Source organism: Sphingopyxis sp. NFH-91, assembly GCF_021401285.1.
GTDB classification, from domain to species: domain Bacteria; phylum Pseudomonadota; class Alphaproteobacteria; order Sphingomonadales; family Sphingomonadaceae; genus Sphingopyxis; species Sphingopyxis terrae_A.
The window spans coordinates 116,372-131,116 of the sequence record NZ_JACBGA010000003.1 but is presented as its reverse complement, the minus strand read 5'-3'; the positions used below and the strand labels follow the sequence as shown (position 1 = coordinate 131,116).

The following is a 14,745-nucleotide window of genomic DNA, read 5'->3' as shown; positions in this document are numbered from 1 at the left end:
CTTCATTCTGCAGCGTCGAAAGACAAGAACGGTGCTTCGACAAGCTCAGCACAAACGGATAGAGAAATTCCGGTAATGACCGACCTCACCCCCGACCACGCCGTCCGCTTTGCCACCGCGACCCTGTCGCATCTCGGCCGCGAATATCCCTACAAGATGGACCTGGTGCTGAACGGGCCGGAGGACGCACGGCCCCCGCGCGAGCATCACCCGATCTTTCACGGCAGTTTCGACTGGCATAGCTGCGTCCATGGCTGGTGGCAGATCCTTCGCCTTGCGCGCCTCTATCCCGATCTTCCCGTTGCGGCCGAGATCCGCGCGCGCGCCGATGCGATGCTCGTGCCGGGCAAGGTCGCGGGCGAGCTTGCCTTTCTGGACCGGCCGATGTCGGCGGGTTTCGAACGTCCCTATGGCTGGGCGTGGCTCCTCGCGCTCCATGCAGAGGCCGAACAGCACAACGCCCCCTGGGCCGTCGCGCTCGAACCGCTCGCGCTCGCCTTTGCGGCGCGTTTCCACGCCTTCCTGCCCAAGCTCACCTATCCCTTGCGCGTCGGCACCCATTTCAACATCGCTTTCGCGCTGCTCCTCGCGCGCCACTGGGCCGCGCTCCGCGACCCCGCGCTCGTCGCGCTTATCGATGCCCGCGCGCGCGACTGGTTCGCCGGCGACCGCGATTGTCAGGCATGGGAACCCGGCGGCGACGAATTTCTCTCCTCGGCGTTGACCGAGGCGCATCTGATGGCGGTCGTGCTCGGCGACGCCTTCCCGGTGTGGTTCGAGGTCTTCCTGCCCCGCGCCGCTGCGCATCAACCCGCAACGCTTTTCACCCCCGCCACCGTGTCGGACCGCAGCGACGGCAAGATCGCGCATCTCGACGGCCTCAATCTCAGCCGCGCCTGGTGCTGGCGTGCGATCGCCGCCAAGCTCGGCGCGGCGCACCCCGTTGCCCCCGTCGCCGAAGCTGCCGCCGAGCAGCACCTCGCCGCCGCGCTCCCGCACGTCACCGGCGACTATATGGGCGAACATTGGCTCGCGAGCTTCGCGCTCCTGGCATTGGACGGCCTCGCCGATTGACAAGCCCCGGCGTGGACGCAAGAGACGGCGTAAGAGGGGAGACGGACTGCACATGAAAACCCTGCGCCCGACATCGTTCGACGTCGCCGAGCGCGCGGGCGTGTCGCAGTCGACCGTCTCGCGCGCGCTGCGCAGCAGCCCCGGCGTCAACGCCGAAACGCGCGCCCGCGTCGCGCAGGCGGCGGCCGAGCTTGGCTATGTTGTCGATCGCCACGCCTCGTCGCTCCGCCTCAAAAGCAGCGAGACGATCGCGCTCGTTACTATCTGCCGCCCAGGCGAAGACCGCAGCGCGATCAACCCTTTCTACTTTGCGCTGCTCGGCAGCATCGCCGCCGCCACCTCGGCACGCGGCTTCAACCTGCTCGTTTCCTTTCAGGAGAGCGAAGCCAATTTCCGCGCCGATTTCGTTCGCTCGGGGCTCGCCGACGCGATGATCGTCATCGGCACGACCAGCAACCGCGCCGCGTGGGATTATTTCGCCGCGGCGCAGGCATCGGGGCATGATTTCACCTGCTGGGGCAGCCCCGGCGGGGACTTCCACTGGATGCGCAGCGATAATGAGGTGGGCGGGCGCCTCGCCGCCGATCATCTCGTCGCCTCAGGCCGTCGCCGCCTCGCCTTCGTCGGCCCGCAGCGCTCGCCGCAGCGCCAGTTCGACGAGCGCCGCGACGGCTTCACCGCAGCGCTCGCCGCGCAAGGCCTCGCCCCCATCCTCGCCGAGCCGCCGCCGGCGGAAGATCGCCATGCAGAGGGCATCGCCGCCGCGCGTGCTCTGCTCGCCGCGCATCCCGACATCGACGGTATTTTCGCTGCCAGCGACATGCTCGCGCTGGGGGTGCTACAGGGGATCAAGGATATGGGGCGCAGCGTGCCCGGCGACGTCGCGCTGATCGGCTTCGACGGCATTCGCGCCGGCACGCTCGCCGACCCAGCGCTCACCACGATCGAGCCCGATTTCGACGCCGCGGGTGAGGCGCTCGTCGCCATGGCGCTGGAGGATGATGCCCACGCCCGCGACGGCACCCGCATACCCGTCCGCCTCGCGGTGCGCGGTACTGCCTGACGCGATTGTTCGGGCGGGATCGTCATCCCGAATAACAAAGCTTCGGGACCGCGGCGCTTTGTGTCCTGGTCCGGGGAAATTTCGGGCGCCGCCCGTGGACGAAAGGCCGGGTTCGCGTGCATCGTCCACCGCCACCCCCTTGCAATTCCTGCCTTCCGGCGTAAGGCGGCGCGGACATAAACCCGCGCGTGCGACTCCGCTTGCCCCGCTCTCCTGGCTTGGGCGGCCGGCCGTCATTCCCCGCCGCGCCAACATGGGGACTGCTGACCTATGACCACCACCGGCCACGACACGCTCGGAACCCGCTCGACGCTGAATGTCGGCGGCAAGAGTTACGCCTATTATTCGCTCGAAAAGGCGGCAGCAAAGCTGGGCGACGTTTCGCGCCTGCCGTTCAGCATGAAGGTGCTGCTCGAAAATCTGCTGCGCTTCGAGGACGGCGGCTTCACCGTTTCGACCGATGACGTCCAGGCGCTGGTCGACTGGCAGAAGGATCCCCATTCGAACCGCGAAATCCAGTATCGCCCGGCGCGCGTGCTGCTGCAGGATTTCACCGGCGTTCCCTGCGTCGTTGACCTTGCCGCGATGCGTGATGCGATTGCCAAGCTCGGCGGCGACACGACCAAGATCAACCCGCTCGTCCCCGTCCACCTCGTCATCGACCACTCGGTCATGGTCGACGAATTCGGCACGCCCAAGGCGTTCGAGCAGAATGTCGAGATTGAATATTATCGCAACGGCGAACGCTATGACTTCCTGAAATGGGGGTCGAAGTCGCTGTCGAACTTCAAGGCGGTGCCTCCCGGCACCGGCATCTGCCACCAGGTCAACCTCGAGCATATCGCGCAGGCGGTGTGGTCGAGCGAGGATGCCGACGGCACCACCGTCGCCTATCCCGACACCTGCGTCGGCACCGACAGTCACACGACGATGATCAACGGCCTCGGCGTCCTCGGCTGGGGTGTCGGCGGGATTGAAGCGGAAGCCGCGATGCTCGGCCAGCCCGTGTCGATGCTGATCCCCGAAGTCGTTGGCTTCAAATTCACCGGCAAGCTGAAGGAAGGCGTCACCGCGACCGACCTCGTGCTCACCGCGACGCAGATGCTGCGCGCCAAGGGCGTCGTCGGCCGCTTCGTGGAATATTTCGGCCCCGGCCTCGCCTCGCTGAGCCTCGCCGACCGCGCGACGCTCGCCAATATGGCGCCCGAATATGGCGCGACGTGCGGCTTCTTCGGCATCGACGACAAGACGATCGATTACATGCGCCTGACCGGCCGCAGCGAAGAAAATATCGCGCTGGTCGAAGCCTATGCGAAGGCGCAGGGGCTGTGGATCGTCGACGGCGCGGCGGACCCGGTTTTCACCGACACGCTCGAACTCGACCTGTCGACCGTCGTCCCGTCGCTCGCCGGGCCGAAGCGGCCGCAGGACCGGGTCTCGCTTCCCGATGTCGACGATGTGTTCAATGCCGACATGGCAAAGGTCTATAACAAGGCGCAGACGCGCGTGCCGGTCGAGGGCAAGGATTTCGACATCGGCGACGGCGACGTCACCATCGCCGCGATCACCAGCTGCACCAACACCTCGAACCCCGGCGTTCTCGTTGCCGCGGGGCTCGTCGCCAAAAAGGCCGACGAGCTGGGCCTGAAGCCCAAGCCGTGGGTCAAGACCAGCCTCGCGCCGGGATCGCAGGTCGTAACCGACTATCTCGAAAAGGCCGGGCTGCAGAAGCATCTCGACAATATCGGCTTCAACCTCGTGGGCTATGGCTGCACGACGTGCATCGGCAACTCGGGTCCGCTTGCCGAGCCGATTTCGAAGGCGATCAACGAGAATGGCCTCGTCGCCGCGGCGGTCATTTCGGGCAACCGCAACTTCGAAGGCCGCGTGTCGCCTGACGTGCGCGCCAACTTCCTCGCCTCTCCGCCGCTCGTTGTCGCCTATGCGCTCAAGGGCACGGTGATCGAGGATTTCACCACCACCCCGATCGGCACCGGCAAGGACGGGCAGGACGTTTTCCTCAAGGACATCTGGCCGACCAACCAGGAAGTCGCCGACATGGTCGCCGGCGCGGTCGACCGCGACATGTTCGAGGCGCGCTACGCGCACGTCTACAAGGGCGACGCGCACTGGCAGAAGATCGAGGTCGAGGGCAGCGACACCTATCAGTGGCGCGCTGGCTCGACCTATGTCGCCAACCCGCCCTATTTCGAGGGCATGTCGATGACGCCGGCACCGGTCAGCGACATCGTCGGCGCAAAGCCGCTTGCGATCCTCGGCGACAGCATCACCACCGACCATATTTCTCCGGCGGGCAGCATCAAGGCGGACTCGCCGGCCGGAAAATGGCTGATGGAACATCAGGTCAGCAAGGCCGACTTCAACAGCTATGGCGCACGCCGCGGCCACCACGAAGTGATGATGCGCGGCACCTTCGCCAACATCCGCATCAAGAATGAAATGGTCCCGGGCATCGAAGGCGGCATGTCGCGTTATGGCCAGGAAGTCATGCCGATCTACGACGCCGCGATGCGCCACAAGGCCGATGGCACCCCGCTCGTGGTGATCGCCGGCAAGGAATATGGCACCGGCTCGTCGCGCGACTGGGCGGCGAAGGGCACTAACCTGCTCGGCGTCCGCGCCGTCATCGTCGAAAGCTTCGAGCGCATCCACCGCTCGAACCTTGTCGGCATGGGCGTGCTGCCGCTCCAGTTCCTCGAGGGGCAGACCCGCGAGACGCTGGGCCTGACCGGCGACGACAGCTTCACCATCACGGGTATCGCCGACATCAAGCCGCGCCAGACGGTGACGGTCGAGGTCACGCGCCCCGACGGCTCGACCTTCAGCTTCGATACGCTGTGCCGCATCGACACCGCGAACGAGGTCGAATATTATATGAACGGCGGCATCCTGCACTATGTGCTGCGCAAGCTCGCGGCCTGATTGCCGCAGGATAATCGGCAACACGCGCCCGCCCCCTTACCGGGGCGGGCGTTTTCTTTGGGAATAGGGCGATGAACCTGCTTCAGATCATGATCGAGGTGATCGGCTGGACCGCGGCCGCGATCATTCTGGCAAGCTATGTGCTGCTCTCGCTCGGCAAGCTCGAACCGCGCGGCGCGGCCTATCAATGGATGAACGTCGTCGGCGCCACCGGCTTCGTCATCAATTCGGGCTATAACGGTGCCCTGCCGTCCGCCGGCCTCAACATCATCTGGGCCGCGATCGGCCTTTTCACGCTGTGGAACGTGCGCCGCCTCAGCCGCGCGGACAGGTGCTGACCCCGAGCAGCGAATAGGCGGGACAGCGGCTCGACAGGCCGGTGAGCAGCGGCACCACCCCGATATAGCCCCACGGGCCGATACGCTCGTACGCGGCGAGAACGATCAGCATTACGCCAATGACGATCCGCAGCAGGCGGTCGATTGTGCCAACATTGCGTGCAAACATCTCCAGACTCCCGATTGCATGTGCGACACCGAAGTTCTGACGCGCGCGCGGCGCGCGGTCATTGCGCTGGATCAAGAGACGCGGCCCGCCCCATTCGGGTCCGGCCGGGGATGGTGGGCGCTGACGGGCTCGAACCGCCGACCCTCTCGGTGTAAACGAGATGCTCTACCAACTGAGCTAAGCGCCCCATCGCGTGGGAGCGGCGCAAATGCGGGCATTTTCTCTGCCCGTCAAGGTCTTTCGGGCGTCATTGAGCGGAACCAAATGAAAACGGTGGGACATGAGCGTCCCGCAGAATTCCCGAAATATGTTCCCGGTCTGTCTCGGATGCTAATTAGCGCGGCCCGGGGCTGGATCAGCTATGCCCCTGAAGGCAGCGTTACCCTGAACGTGTGCCATGGTCTCTGCCATGCGGACGTAGTGCGATAGAGCGCGCGCCGGATCATTGGTCCCGACCAGGTGCATGTCGCCGTTCTCGTCCTCACCCATAATCATATAGGCGCGCTCATCATCTTCCACCGTTCGATCTGACATTGAACCTCCGATCGCGATGACATTATCCGCGATCGACGTGTGATTACAAATTCACGGAAGAGCGCAATTCATTATCCGGGTGCGCGCGGGGATGACCTAACCTTTCTAACATGCCTGTAATATCAATACCTTACCTCCTAATTTTGACCGCATTTTTGCCTAACCAGATTAGGATATACCAATCTAACTTTTAAAATTATCTAACCTATTGAATTAGCGAGATTTAGTGAGACTGCGCCCGAAAAGTTAGGCACTGGTAAGATGGCGCTTCTAATATTTTTATCGCTTAAAAACAGTCAGTTAGATATGCAAAAGGATGCTAGTTCGGAAAATTAGGTCGCGCCGATATCGGTGCATTCCTTCGCTCGGGCGCTGAGAATTTTCCCGCGAAAAGCAGGGGTTTGCATTGATCTGCGATCAATTGCGTCGGCTCGGCATGATCCATGTCTCACTCTATGGCGCGGGTCTCTTGGTGGATCGCTCGGCGCTCGGCTGCGTCAAAACCACCAAAAGAGCGAGCAGGCGAGGCGTGGGGGCGAGCGCGGCGCGCTGGGTCGGGTTGAGAGGTCTCGCGGCGGTGGGCCTTGCCCGGCGGTCCACGCTTGCGCATGTGTTCATGATATGTTCCATCCTTGGCGATGGCGCGGCGATTCGAGACGATCGAGGACATAGCGTGGCGCGGCCTGCGCCTGCGCCTCTGGTGCTACACCTGCGCGCGGGCGTCGGAGCTGGACGCGGGCGAAGTGCTGGCCCGGTTCGTCGCCAAGGGGTGGCCACTCGACCTTGCATCGGCGCGCGAGCATTTCCGGTGCCGCGGCTGTCGATCGAGCGACGACGTGCTGATCCTGCCGGCGAGTGCGGCACTCCCTCCGCCCCCGGAATCGCAGCCGCGCGAATTGTCATGGGCCAATCAGGTGGCCGCGTTCTTCCACTCGAACAGGGCGCGGCGGAAAGAGAAACCTCTTCCCGCCGCCTATGAGGAGCTATTGCGAAAGCTGCGCCATAAGGACTGGCGCCCGCGCTGATCAGTTCGAGATGATCAGCTCGCCGAACGTCCCGGCCTTGGCAGTGCCGCCGATCGTGTAGCGGCAGCTTACCTCCTCCATGGCAAAGCCGTCGAACAGCGCGCGGACCTCGGGCTTGTCATTGATCGACAGGAGGAACCGGCCTTTCAGGCCGCGCCGCACGGTCGCCATCTGCTCGAATTCCTCGCGCGCGAACATGCCGTCGCCATAGTCCCGCTCGCACCCGAAATAGGGCGGGTCGAGATAGAAGAGGGTGCCGGGGCGGTCATAGGTCATGATGAAGTCGGCCCACGGCTTGCGCTCGATCGTCACCGGCGCGAGCCGGACGTGCAGATCCTCCAGCATCGGTGCCAGCTTCGTCACGTCGAACCGCGCCGAGCGGCCCGTATCGACCCCAAAATTGCGCCCGCGCACCTTCCCGCCGAACGCCACGCGCTGCAGATACAGAAAGCGCGCCGCGCGCTGCAGGTCGGTCAGCGTCGCCGGGTCAACCCGCGACAGCCGTTCGAACTCGGCCCGCGTCGTGATCTGGAAGCGCAGCATGTCGAGGAAGGCGACATAATGATGCTGCAGGATCCGAAAGAAGGTGGTCACGTCCAGCGACCAGTCGTTGATGACCTCGGCCTTCGGGCGCTGCTTGCGGCGCAGAAAGACGCCGCCCATGCCAACGAACACCTCGGCATAGACATGATGCGGAACGGCCTCGATCCGTTCGACCAGGCGCCCGGCGAGGTTCTTCTTGCCGCCGATATAGGGGGCGACCGGCTTGGCCTTGGGGGCGGGCGACATCGGGTATTCGGGGGAAAGCTGCACTCTGGACTCCATGGCTCTATGTTCTCTATATGTTCCCTCGCCGGCAACGGCGGGGTGGACCCTGATTCGGATCCTGTTGGGGCCATGGCGGATAATAGGACCGCCGGTTCGGGCTGACTCCCTCAGCCCGTCCCCCGTCGCCGGCGGCGCCAGCGACGGGAAATCCGGTCAGGCGGCGGCGCTGCTCGGCGCGTAGCCGTTGAACGCGATCGCCTCATATCCAAGGAACTCGTTGATCTGCAGGAAGCGGCGCTGCAGCGGCACGATCTCGTGATCGAAATAGACCCGCGCCGCGTCGGATATGCTGCCGAAGCCCGCGGCATTGGTCGGCACCACGCCGATAAGCTGGGGCGGGACGCGGTGCGCGGCAAGGATATCGTCGCGCGTCGCATTCTTGATGCCGACGAATTCGTCTTTCGCCGCGACCTCGCTGATCGGCAGGATCTGGACGCCCTTTTCCTTCCCCTTCGGGATGTGGAGATAGAGGTTGCGGAAATTGCCCGGACCCTTCGACTGGCGCATCGCCTCGCGGATCGCCTCGCTGTCGGGATCGCTCAGCCCTTCCTCGCTGACATAGAAGATATATCCGGCATGGCTGCCGTTCTTGTAATAGCGGCGGCGAAACAGCGTTGCGGCTTCGTTGAGCAGGCCGCTCTGAAGCGCGGCATACCATTCGGGGACGCCATAGATTTCCTGCGCCAGATCGGGTTCGAGCAGGTGGCAGATGGATCCGCGCTTGAATTCATGGTCGGGCTTGCCGGGCTGGTTGAAGAAGAACTGCCCCGGCTCCTTGCCGACGCGCGTGTGGATCGCCGGACTGTTCTTCAGGCGCAGCGCGCGCCCGGCGATATTGTCGATCCGCTCCAGATAGGCGTTGCCCGTCGCCAGATAGTTGGTGACCAGTTTTTCGAACTCGGCATGCGCTAGCAGCGGCGTGGGCTTGAGCGACATGCTGAGCAGGTTGCGCTTCAGCGTGATCGCGCTCGAATGATGCGCCGACATGCGGTGCGCCTTGACCAGCCCGATCATCGAAATCGGCGGCGAATACCATCGGCCCGCGTCCGCCGCCTCCAGCATCAGCAGGAATTCGCTGCGATCGAGGACGCTTTCCGGTTCGCCGAAGGTGAACGCTTCGACGCCGCCGGGAGCGGCCTTGGTCTGGTCTTCGGTCATCAGCAAATCTCCACGGTGCTGCGCGCCGCGACCGCTTCAGGGTCGAGCGCTTCGTTGAACAGGGCGTGCATGACGGCCCACGCAAGGTCGGCGTGGCCGGTGTCGCCGGAACGGCTGGCGACGAAGGTGATGGTCTTGCCGCCGCGCGTAACTTTGGGGCGGATCGCCATGAAGCTGTTGATGATGTCGGTCCAATGCGCAGCGAACTGCAGTCGGCCGTCGGCGATGACCTTCTTGGCCTTGAACACCATCATGGCCTTGGTCTCGGGCGTGTACCGGATCGCGCGCGTGTTCGGGAACCACGCGCTGACCAGGCTATAGACCGCGCTGCCGACGCCGGTGGTGTCGATCGCGATATGCGTGACGTGATAGCGGGCGCACATGGCGCGGATCGCCGCCGCCTGCTCCTGATAATCCTTCCCGCGAAACCGCTTGCGCTCAAGGATGCGGAACTTGCCGCCGGGCTTGGCAGGCGGGGCGAGGACGGCGAGCCCAGCTTCGTCGCCGTTGCCGCTCTCGCCGTTGGGATCGTAACCGATCCAGCATTCGCCGTCGCCGAACGGCCGCTGCCCGAACTCGTTGAAATCCTTCCACGCGTCGAAGACATCGACGCCGCAGCGGCGCATCATCTGGAAGGGGAAGACCGACTGCGTATCGTCGAGGAAGTGGCACAGGAACAGGAGGTCGAATTCGTCGAGCGAATGTTCGAACTCCAGCTCGTCGCGATCGACCAGCTCGCCCAGCCCGCCCGCGATCGCGTCGTCGATCGTGACGATGTTGCGCCAGATGCGGTCGGGGCCTTCGGCGCCATGCCTCAGCGCGTCGTGGCCGATATCGACTTTGACCTTGTCGGCCTTCGCCCGGCGCCGGTTGAACCGCTCGCCCGACCACAGCGGATAGGCTTCGTGCGCGAGGACGCTGGGCGTCGAGAAATAGGTGCGGCGGTAACGCTTGTGCGTCGCCATCGCCTGCGCGACCTTGTTGAGCTGCTCGAAGCCGAAGATCCAGAAAGCTTCGTCGACATAGATGTCGCCGTGATAGCCCTGCGCGGTGCGGAAATTCGTGCCGAGGAAGTGCATCTCGAACGGCGGCAACGGCTCGCCATTCTCGTCCTCGCCGCGCTGGATCACCAGCGGATTGCCCTTCAGCGACAGGCCGAGGACTTCCTGCACCCACTGCACGATATACTGGCGGAATATATTCGCCTGGTTGCGGCTCGCCGACAGGAATATCTGGTTGTTGCCGGTCTTCAGGCCCCACAGCAGCGCCTCGCGCGCGAAATACCATGTCGCGCCGATCTGGCGGCTCTTCAGGATGAAGCGCGTCCGCCGGCTGACGTTCGCCCACCACGTCTCCTGATACAGGAAGTTGTCGCGGTGGAACGCCGCCTCGAGCTGGGCCAGCCCGTCGCGGTCGATCAGGTTCTTGGCCTTGCTCTTCTTTTCGCGGACCTCGGGCGAATTGCGGTTTGCGACCTTCGGGTTCAGATCGACTTCATTGCCGCCGCGCTCGAACTTGCGGATCCGCGCCGCCTTTTCCAGACCGCGCCACAACAGGTCGATTTCCTTGAAATCATGGCCGGTCTTCTTTTCCTTGGCGAGCAGCTGGCCAAGGCGGCATTCGACATGATCTTCGCACTTCTGGACGCTGCTTGCCTCGTCCCATTTGTCGCGGCCCTTCCAGCTCGCGATCGTGCTGCCCGGAATGTCCAGCTCTTCGGCGATCTGCGTGATCGTCCAGCCTTGCCAATACAGCGAGCGCGCACGGCGCCGCGGCGGCGTCGATGACGCCTCCGGCGGTCGGATCGCGGTTGCCGTCTCTGGCGGGATGAAGATGGGCGGCGGAGGGGCCATGGCCCGCGCAAACTATGCGCGGCGGGCAATCCATCCTCCCTCCTGCTCCTGTATAACGCGCTTATACAGGAGCAAGTCGTTGCGGCTTCGCGCGCGGCAGTGGTGAACACGGGATCAACCGCACCACGCCAGCCCGGAGCCTGTCATGCCCAAGTCGAAATTCTTCCGCGTCGCCGTCGAAGGCGCCACCGTCGACGGTCGCACGATCGACCGGAAATGGCTGGAGGAAATGGCCGCGACCTATAACCGCACCACCTATGCGGCGCGCGTGAACCTCGAACATATCCGCGGCATCGCGCCGCTCGGCAACAACAACTCGCCGTTCGGCGCCTATGGCGACATCCTGTCGGTCAAGACCGAGACGGTGGACATCGCGCTCGGCGGCAAGACCGAAAAGCGCCTCGCCCTGTTCGCGGAGATCGAGGCGCTCGATCCGCTGGTCGAACTCGTGCGCAAGGGGCAAAAGCTCTACACTTCGATCGAGGTCAACCCGAGCTTCGCCGACACCGGCAAGGCCTATCTGATGGGCCTCGCGGTCACCGACACGCCCGCATCGCTCGGCACCGAAATGCTGGAATTTTCGGCCAAGCTCGGCGCCAACAGCCCGCTCGCCCGCTTCAAGCAGCAGCCCGGAAATCATTTCTCGGTCGCGACCGAAACCACGATCGAGCTGCTCGACGACGCACCGAACGCCGATCCCACCGGCGTCTTCGGCGCCATCAAGGGCCTGCTCGAACGCTTCAATCCGCCCGCGCAGCAGCAGCAGCTCACCACCCCGCCCGCCGGGCAACAGGAGGCGCAGCAGCCCGCCGCCGGCGGCGAAGTCGCCGCCATTGCGCTCGCGGTCGGCCAGATGGCCGGCGCGATCGACAAGCTCGCGACCAGCACCACCCAGTCGCTGACCAGCATCCGCGGCGAGGTCGAGACGCTGCGCGACCAGATCAACGCCACGCCGCAGAACGGCCATCTCAGCCGCCCGATTTCGACCGGCGTCACCGAGCAGATGGTCCAGACCGACTGCTGACCCAGCCCAACCCGCACCGTCTCTGCCGCCAAGGAACAAAGTCATGCAGAATCGCACCCGCCTGCTCTTCACCACCTTTCTGACACGCGTCGCCGAACTCAACCACGTCGAGTCCGCCCTTACCCAGTTCACCGTCGATCCGGCGGTCGAACAGAAGCTCGAAGAAGTGATCAAGCACGGCAGCGAGTTCCTGCAGCAGATCAATATTGAGCCGGTCATCCAGCAGATGGGCGACAAGGTCGGCGTCGGCGTCACGCGCACCATGGCGGGTCGCACCGACACCAGCGGCGCCGGGCGTCGCGATCCGGGCGATCCGACCGATACCGGCGATAAGGGGCGCTATATCTGCTACCAGACCGACTACGACTATTCGCTGAAATATTCGAAGCTCGACGCTTGGCGCCACAAGCCCGACTTCCAGACGCTCTTGCGCGACGCCATCGCGAAGCAGCAGGGCCGCGATCGCATCATGATCGGCTGGCACGGAATCGAAGCGGCCGACGACACCGATCGGGTTGCCAATCCCAATCTCGAAGACGTCAACGAAGGCTGGCTGCACAAGATCCGCACCTACGCGGCGGCGCATGTCCTCGACGATGGCGATCTTTCGGTTGCGCCCGCCAAGGCGATCTATGTTGCGCCCGGCGAAGTCGGCGTCGAAGTCGATTACCAGAACCTCGACGCGCTTGTCCTCGACGCCAAGAAGATGATCCCCGAATGGCGCCGCGGTGACACCGATCTGGTCGTCGTCGTCGGGCATGACCTGGTCGACGAAAAATATTTCAACATCGTCAATGCCACCGGCGACAAGGCGACCGAGATCGAGGCGGCGGATCGCATCCTGCGTTCCGAAAAGCAGCTCGGCGGTCTGCCGGCTGTCCGCGTTCCCTTCTTCCCGGCCAATGCCATCCTGATCACGACGCTCAAGAATCTGTCGATCTATTATCAGGAGGGCACCCGCCGCCGCTTCCTGAAGGATGAACCGGAAAAGAACCGGATCGCCAACTACGAGAGCGTCAACGAAGCCTATGTCGTCGAAGACTACGACATCACCGCCTTCGTCGAAAACATCGTCATCGGCAAGAAGCCCTGACGCCCGGAATAACACCCCCGGACGGTGTTGATCCCATGGGCTGGCGGGCGAGCCGGCCCATGGGGGAGCCACGAAAAACGGGGGAGGGTCGCCCGAACCTTCCCCACTTTCATGGAGCCACCGCATGAGCCTCGTTTCCCGCCATCTCGCCCGCCACGCCGCAGGCCGCGTTGCCGCCGCAGCTGCCAAGGCCGCGCCCGCCGCGACGCCCGAATCGCTCGATCCCGACTATGCCGCGCTGCTCGAAGTGCTGGGCGCGGATCTGCACACGCTCCACAATATCCAGTCGATCGAGCGCAAGATCGACGCCAAGCGCGGGATGATCGAGCGATACAAGGATTGGGTCGACGGCGCGCTGCGCGCCGGCGCCGATGGCAAGGCGGCGCAGGATGACATCGTCGCCGCGATGCTGATCTGGAGCCTCGACATTCAGGATTGGACCTATGCGCTGCAGATCGGCGCGCATGTCCTTGCCCATGGCGTTTCGCTCGAACGCTTCGTGAAACGCACCGCGGGAACGGTGATCGCCGAGGAAGTCGCCGACGCCAGCATCAAGGATATCGATGCGGTTGATCATGGCACCTTGGTCGCGACCGATATCCTGACCGCCGAACAGGACATGCCCGACGAAGTGTGCGCCAAGCTGCAGCGCGCGATCGGCTGCAAGCTCGCGGCCGAAGCCGAGGCCTTCGACTCCGAATCGGACAACGCGCCCGCCGGCGGCAAGCCCGCGATCATGGAAGCCGCGCTTACGGCGCTGCGCCGCGCGGTCACGCTCGACGACAAGGTTGGCGTGAAAAAGGACATCGAAAAGCTGGAGCGCGAACTGAAGAAGCTCGCGCCCCCAACCTGACGCCCCACGGCGCCGCGGGGGCGGTGCGTGAACCGGTCGGACTATCCGCCTCCGGTTATGCGCTCCTCACCCCCGCACTTTGTTTTGGAGACCGCCTGTCATGACCGGCTTTGTGGCGAACCCGCCCGCCCCGCAATCGCCCCCCGCGGCGACGGTCAAGGCCGATGGCTGGTTTCCCGACATCGACGTCAACATGGTTCGCGACGCGATGCGCCTGCGCGGCGAAGTGCCGCACCCGCGCCTGGTCGAAGCGCTGCGCGGCGCGATCCTAACCGTCACGATGCAGCTTGCGGCGTGGAAGGCAACGTGGGTTGCGGGCGGCGCCGCCGCGCTCGCCGACGTTCGACCCGACGAACAGATCGACGAACAACATCGCCTTTCGCTGCTCTTCGTCCGCGCCGTGCGCTTCTATGCCGCTGCCGAACTGGCCGACATGGCGCGCGACAGCTCGGCCACCAACGACGAAGCCGACCGGATCGAGGAAGAGCCGCAGGTCGCCGCCGAGATGAAGCGCATCGGCCTACATGCCGTGCGCGACATGCTCGGCACCACGCGCGTCGCGGTGGAGCTGATCTGATGGCCGACCTCACCACCGTCGAGCCCGCCATCGGCGGCGAAACCCTCGATCACCTTTGCTGGCGCACCCTCGGCTCGGCCGATGCGATCGAGCAGGTGCTTGCCCTGAATCCACGACTGACCAGCGTCGTGCTGCCGGAGGGCGCAGAGGTCATCCTGCCCGCGCGCTCGCCTTCGCCCCGCATGCTCGAAACTGTCCAACTGTGGAGCTGAA

General features: G+C 64.4%; 14 protein-coding genes and 1 tRNA gene. 10 read left to right on the top strand and 5 right to left on the bottom strand.

Annotation, left to right across the window (positions count from 1 at the left end; genetic code table 11):
• The first annotated feature begins 75 nt into the window (after positions 1–75).
• The 4 genes from L0963_RS08805 to L0963_RS08790 all read left to right on the top strand — a co-directional run bounded on the left by L0963_RS08805 (position 76) and on the right by L0963_RS08790 (position 5,418).
• A complete protein-coding gene (locus L0963_RS08805) occupies positions 76–1,074 on the top strand; it encodes a DUF2891 domain-containing protein (RefSeq protein ID WP_186401244.1) in 999 nt (332 codons plus the stop codon).
• A gap of 52 nt (positions 1,075–1,126) precedes the next feature.
• On the top strand, positions 1,127–2,137 hold the full coding sequence (locus L0963_RS08800) for a LacI family DNA-binding transcriptional regulator (protein WP_234179235.1): 1,011 nt from the start codon (positions 1,127–1,129) through the stop codon (positions 2,135–2,137).
• A gap of 270 nt (positions 2,138–2,407) precedes the next feature.
• Positions 2,408–5,080, top strand: coding sequence for an aconitate hydratase AcnA (gene acnA / locus L0963_RS08795; RefSeq protein ID WP_062901122.1), 2,673 nt, complete (start codon positions 2,408–2,410; stop codon positions 5,078–5,080).
• A gap of 71 nt (positions 5,081–5,151) precedes the next feature.
• Positions 5,152–5,418, top strand: coding sequence for a CBU_0592 family membrane protein (locus tag L0963_RS08790; protein WP_003043326.1), 267 nt, complete (start codon positions 5,152–5,154; stop codon positions 5,416–5,418).
• Here the strand turns inward: L0963_RS08790 and L0963_RS08785 are convergent.
• Together L0963_RS08785 and L0963_RS08780 are read right to left on the bottom strand one after the other, a co-directional pair.
• Positions 5,396–5,587, bottom strand: a complete 192-nt coding sequence (locus L0963_RS08785) for a YgaP family membrane protein (RefSeq protein WP_062903031.1) — start codon at positions 5,585–5,587, stop codon at positions 5,396–5,398. The genes L0963_RS08790 and L0963_RS08785 overlap by 23 nt on opposite strands.
• A 111-nt stretch (positions 5,588–5,698) precedes the next feature.
• Positions 5,699–5,774, bottom strand: a tRNA-Val gene (locus L0963_RS08780).
• Between the two features lie 985 nt (positions 5,775–6,759).
• Here L0963_RS08780 and L0963_RS08775 point away from each other — a divergent pair.
• Positions 6,760–7,146, top strand: coding sequence for a hypothetical protein (locus tag L0963_RS08775; protein WP_234179234.1), 387 nt, complete (start codon positions 6,760–6,762; stop codon positions 7,144–7,146).
• On the opposite strand, the gene L0963_RS08770 is transcribed toward L0963_RS08775, so the two are convergent.
• The 3 genes from L0963_RS08770 to L0963_RS08760 form a co-directional block, all read right to left on the bottom strand.
• A complete protein-coding gene (locus L0963_RS08770; protein ID WP_234179233.1) occupies positions 7,147–7,971 on the bottom strand; it encodes a DNA adenine methylase in 825 nt (274 codons plus the stop codon).
• A gap of 156 nt (positions 7,972–8,127) precedes the next feature.
• On the bottom strand, positions 8,128–9,132 hold the full coding sequence (locus L0963_RS08765) for a phage portal protein (RefSeq protein ID WP_003043311.1): 1,005 nt from the start codon (positions 9,130–9,132) through the stop codon (positions 8,128–8,130).
• Positions 9,132–10,985, bottom strand: coding sequence for a terminase large subunit domain-containing protein (locus L0963_RS08760; RefSeq protein WP_234179232.1), 1,854 nt, complete (start codon positions 10,983–10,985; stop codon positions 9,132–9,134). Before L0963_RS08760 ends, L0963_RS08765 begins: the two co-directional genes overlap by 1 nt.
• Positions 10,986–11,130: 145 nt before the next feature.
• Between L0963_RS08760 and L0963_RS08755 the strand changes: the two genes are divergently transcribed.
• The 5 genes from L0963_RS08755 (at position 11,131) to L0963_RS08735 (ending at position 14,744) form a co-directional block, all read left to right on the top strand.
• Positions 11,131–12,009, top strand: a complete 879-nt coding sequence (locus tag L0963_RS08755) for a GPO family capsid scaffolding protein (protein WP_234179230.1) — start codon at positions 11,131–11,133, stop codon at positions 12,007–12,009.
• A 43-nt stretch (positions 12,010–12,052) separates the two neighbouring features.
• Positions 12,053–13,102: a phage major capsid protein, P2 family gene (locus tag L0963_RS08750; protein ID WP_003043300.1), complete on the top strand. Its 1,050-nt coding sequence runs from the start codon at positions 12,053–12,055 to the stop codon at positions 13,100–13,102.
• Between the two features lie 124 nt (positions 13,103–13,226).
• Positions 13,227–13,955: a phage terminase small subunit gene (gpM, locus tag L0963_RS08745; RefSeq protein WP_234179228.1), complete on the top strand. Its 729-nt coding sequence runs from the start codon at positions 13,227–13,229 to the stop codon at positions 13,953–13,955.
• Between the two features lie 100 nt (positions 13,956–14,055).
• Positions 14,056–14,532, top strand: coding sequence for a head completion/stabilization protein (locus tag L0963_RS08740; RefSeq protein ID WP_003043294.1), 477 nt, complete (start codon positions 14,056–14,058; stop codon positions 14,530–14,532).
• Positions 14,532–14,744, top strand: coding sequence for a tail protein X (locus L0963_RS08735; protein WP_234179226.1), 213 nt, complete (start codon positions 14,532–14,534; stop codon positions 14,742–14,744). The genes L0963_RS08740 and L0963_RS08735 overlap by 1 nt, the downstream gene beginning before the upstream one ends.
• Position 14,745: the final 1 nt, after the last annotated feature.

Coding starts and splice junctions, on each gene's coding strand:
- L0963_RS08805 (WP_186401244.1), top strand. CDS start 76: ATGACCGACCTCACCCCCGACCACGCCGTCCGCTTTGCCACCGCGACC.
- L0963_RS08800 (WP_234179235.1), top strand. CDS start 1,127: ATGAAAACCCTGCGCCCGACATCGTTCGACGTCGCCGAGCGCGCGGGC.
- acnA (WP_062901122.1), top strand. CDS start 2,408: ATGACCACCACCGGCCACGACACGCTCGGAACCCGCTCGACGCTGAAT.
- L0963_RS08790 (WP_003043326.1), top strand. CDS start 5,152: ATGAACCTGCTTCAGATCATGATCGAGGTGATCGGCTGGACCGCGGCC.
- L0963_RS08785 (WP_062903031.1), bottom strand. CDS start 5,587: ATGTTTGCACGCAATGTTGGCACAATCGACCGCCTGCTGCGGATCGTC.
- L0963_RS08775 (WP_234179234.1), top strand. CDS start 6,760: ATGGCGCGGCGATTCGAGACGATCGAGGACATAGCGTGGCGCGGCCTG.
- L0963_RS08770 (WP_234179233.1), bottom strand. CDS start 7,971: ATGGAGTCCAGAGTGCAGCTTTCCCCCGAATACCCGATGTCGCCCGCC.
- L0963_RS08765 (WP_003043311.1), bottom strand. CDS start 9,132: ATGACCGAAGACCAGACCAAGGCCGCTCCCGGCGGCGTCGAAGCGTTC.
- L0963_RS08760 (WP_234179232.1), bottom strand. CDS start 10,985: ATGGCCCCTCCGCCGCCCATCTTCATCCCGCCAGAGACGGCAACCGCG.
- L0963_RS08755 (WP_234179230.1), top strand. CDS start 11,131: ATGCCCAAGTCGAAATTCTTCCGCGTCGCCGTCGAAGGCGCCACCGTC.
- L0963_RS08750 (WP_003043300.1), top strand. CDS start 12,053: ATGCAGAATCGCACCCGCCTGCTCTTCACCACCTTTCTGACACGCGTC.
- gpM (WP_234179228.1), top strand. CDS start 13,227: ATGAGCCTCGTTTCCCGCCATCTCGCCCGCCACGCCGCAGGCCGCGTT.
- L0963_RS08740 (WP_003043294.1), top strand. CDS start 14,056: ATGACCGGCTTTGTGGCGAACCCGCCCGCCCCGCAATCGCCCCCCGCG.
- L0963_RS08735 (WP_234179226.1), top strand. CDS start 14,532: ATGGCCGACCTCACCACCGTCGAGCCCGCCATCGGCGGCGAAACCCTC.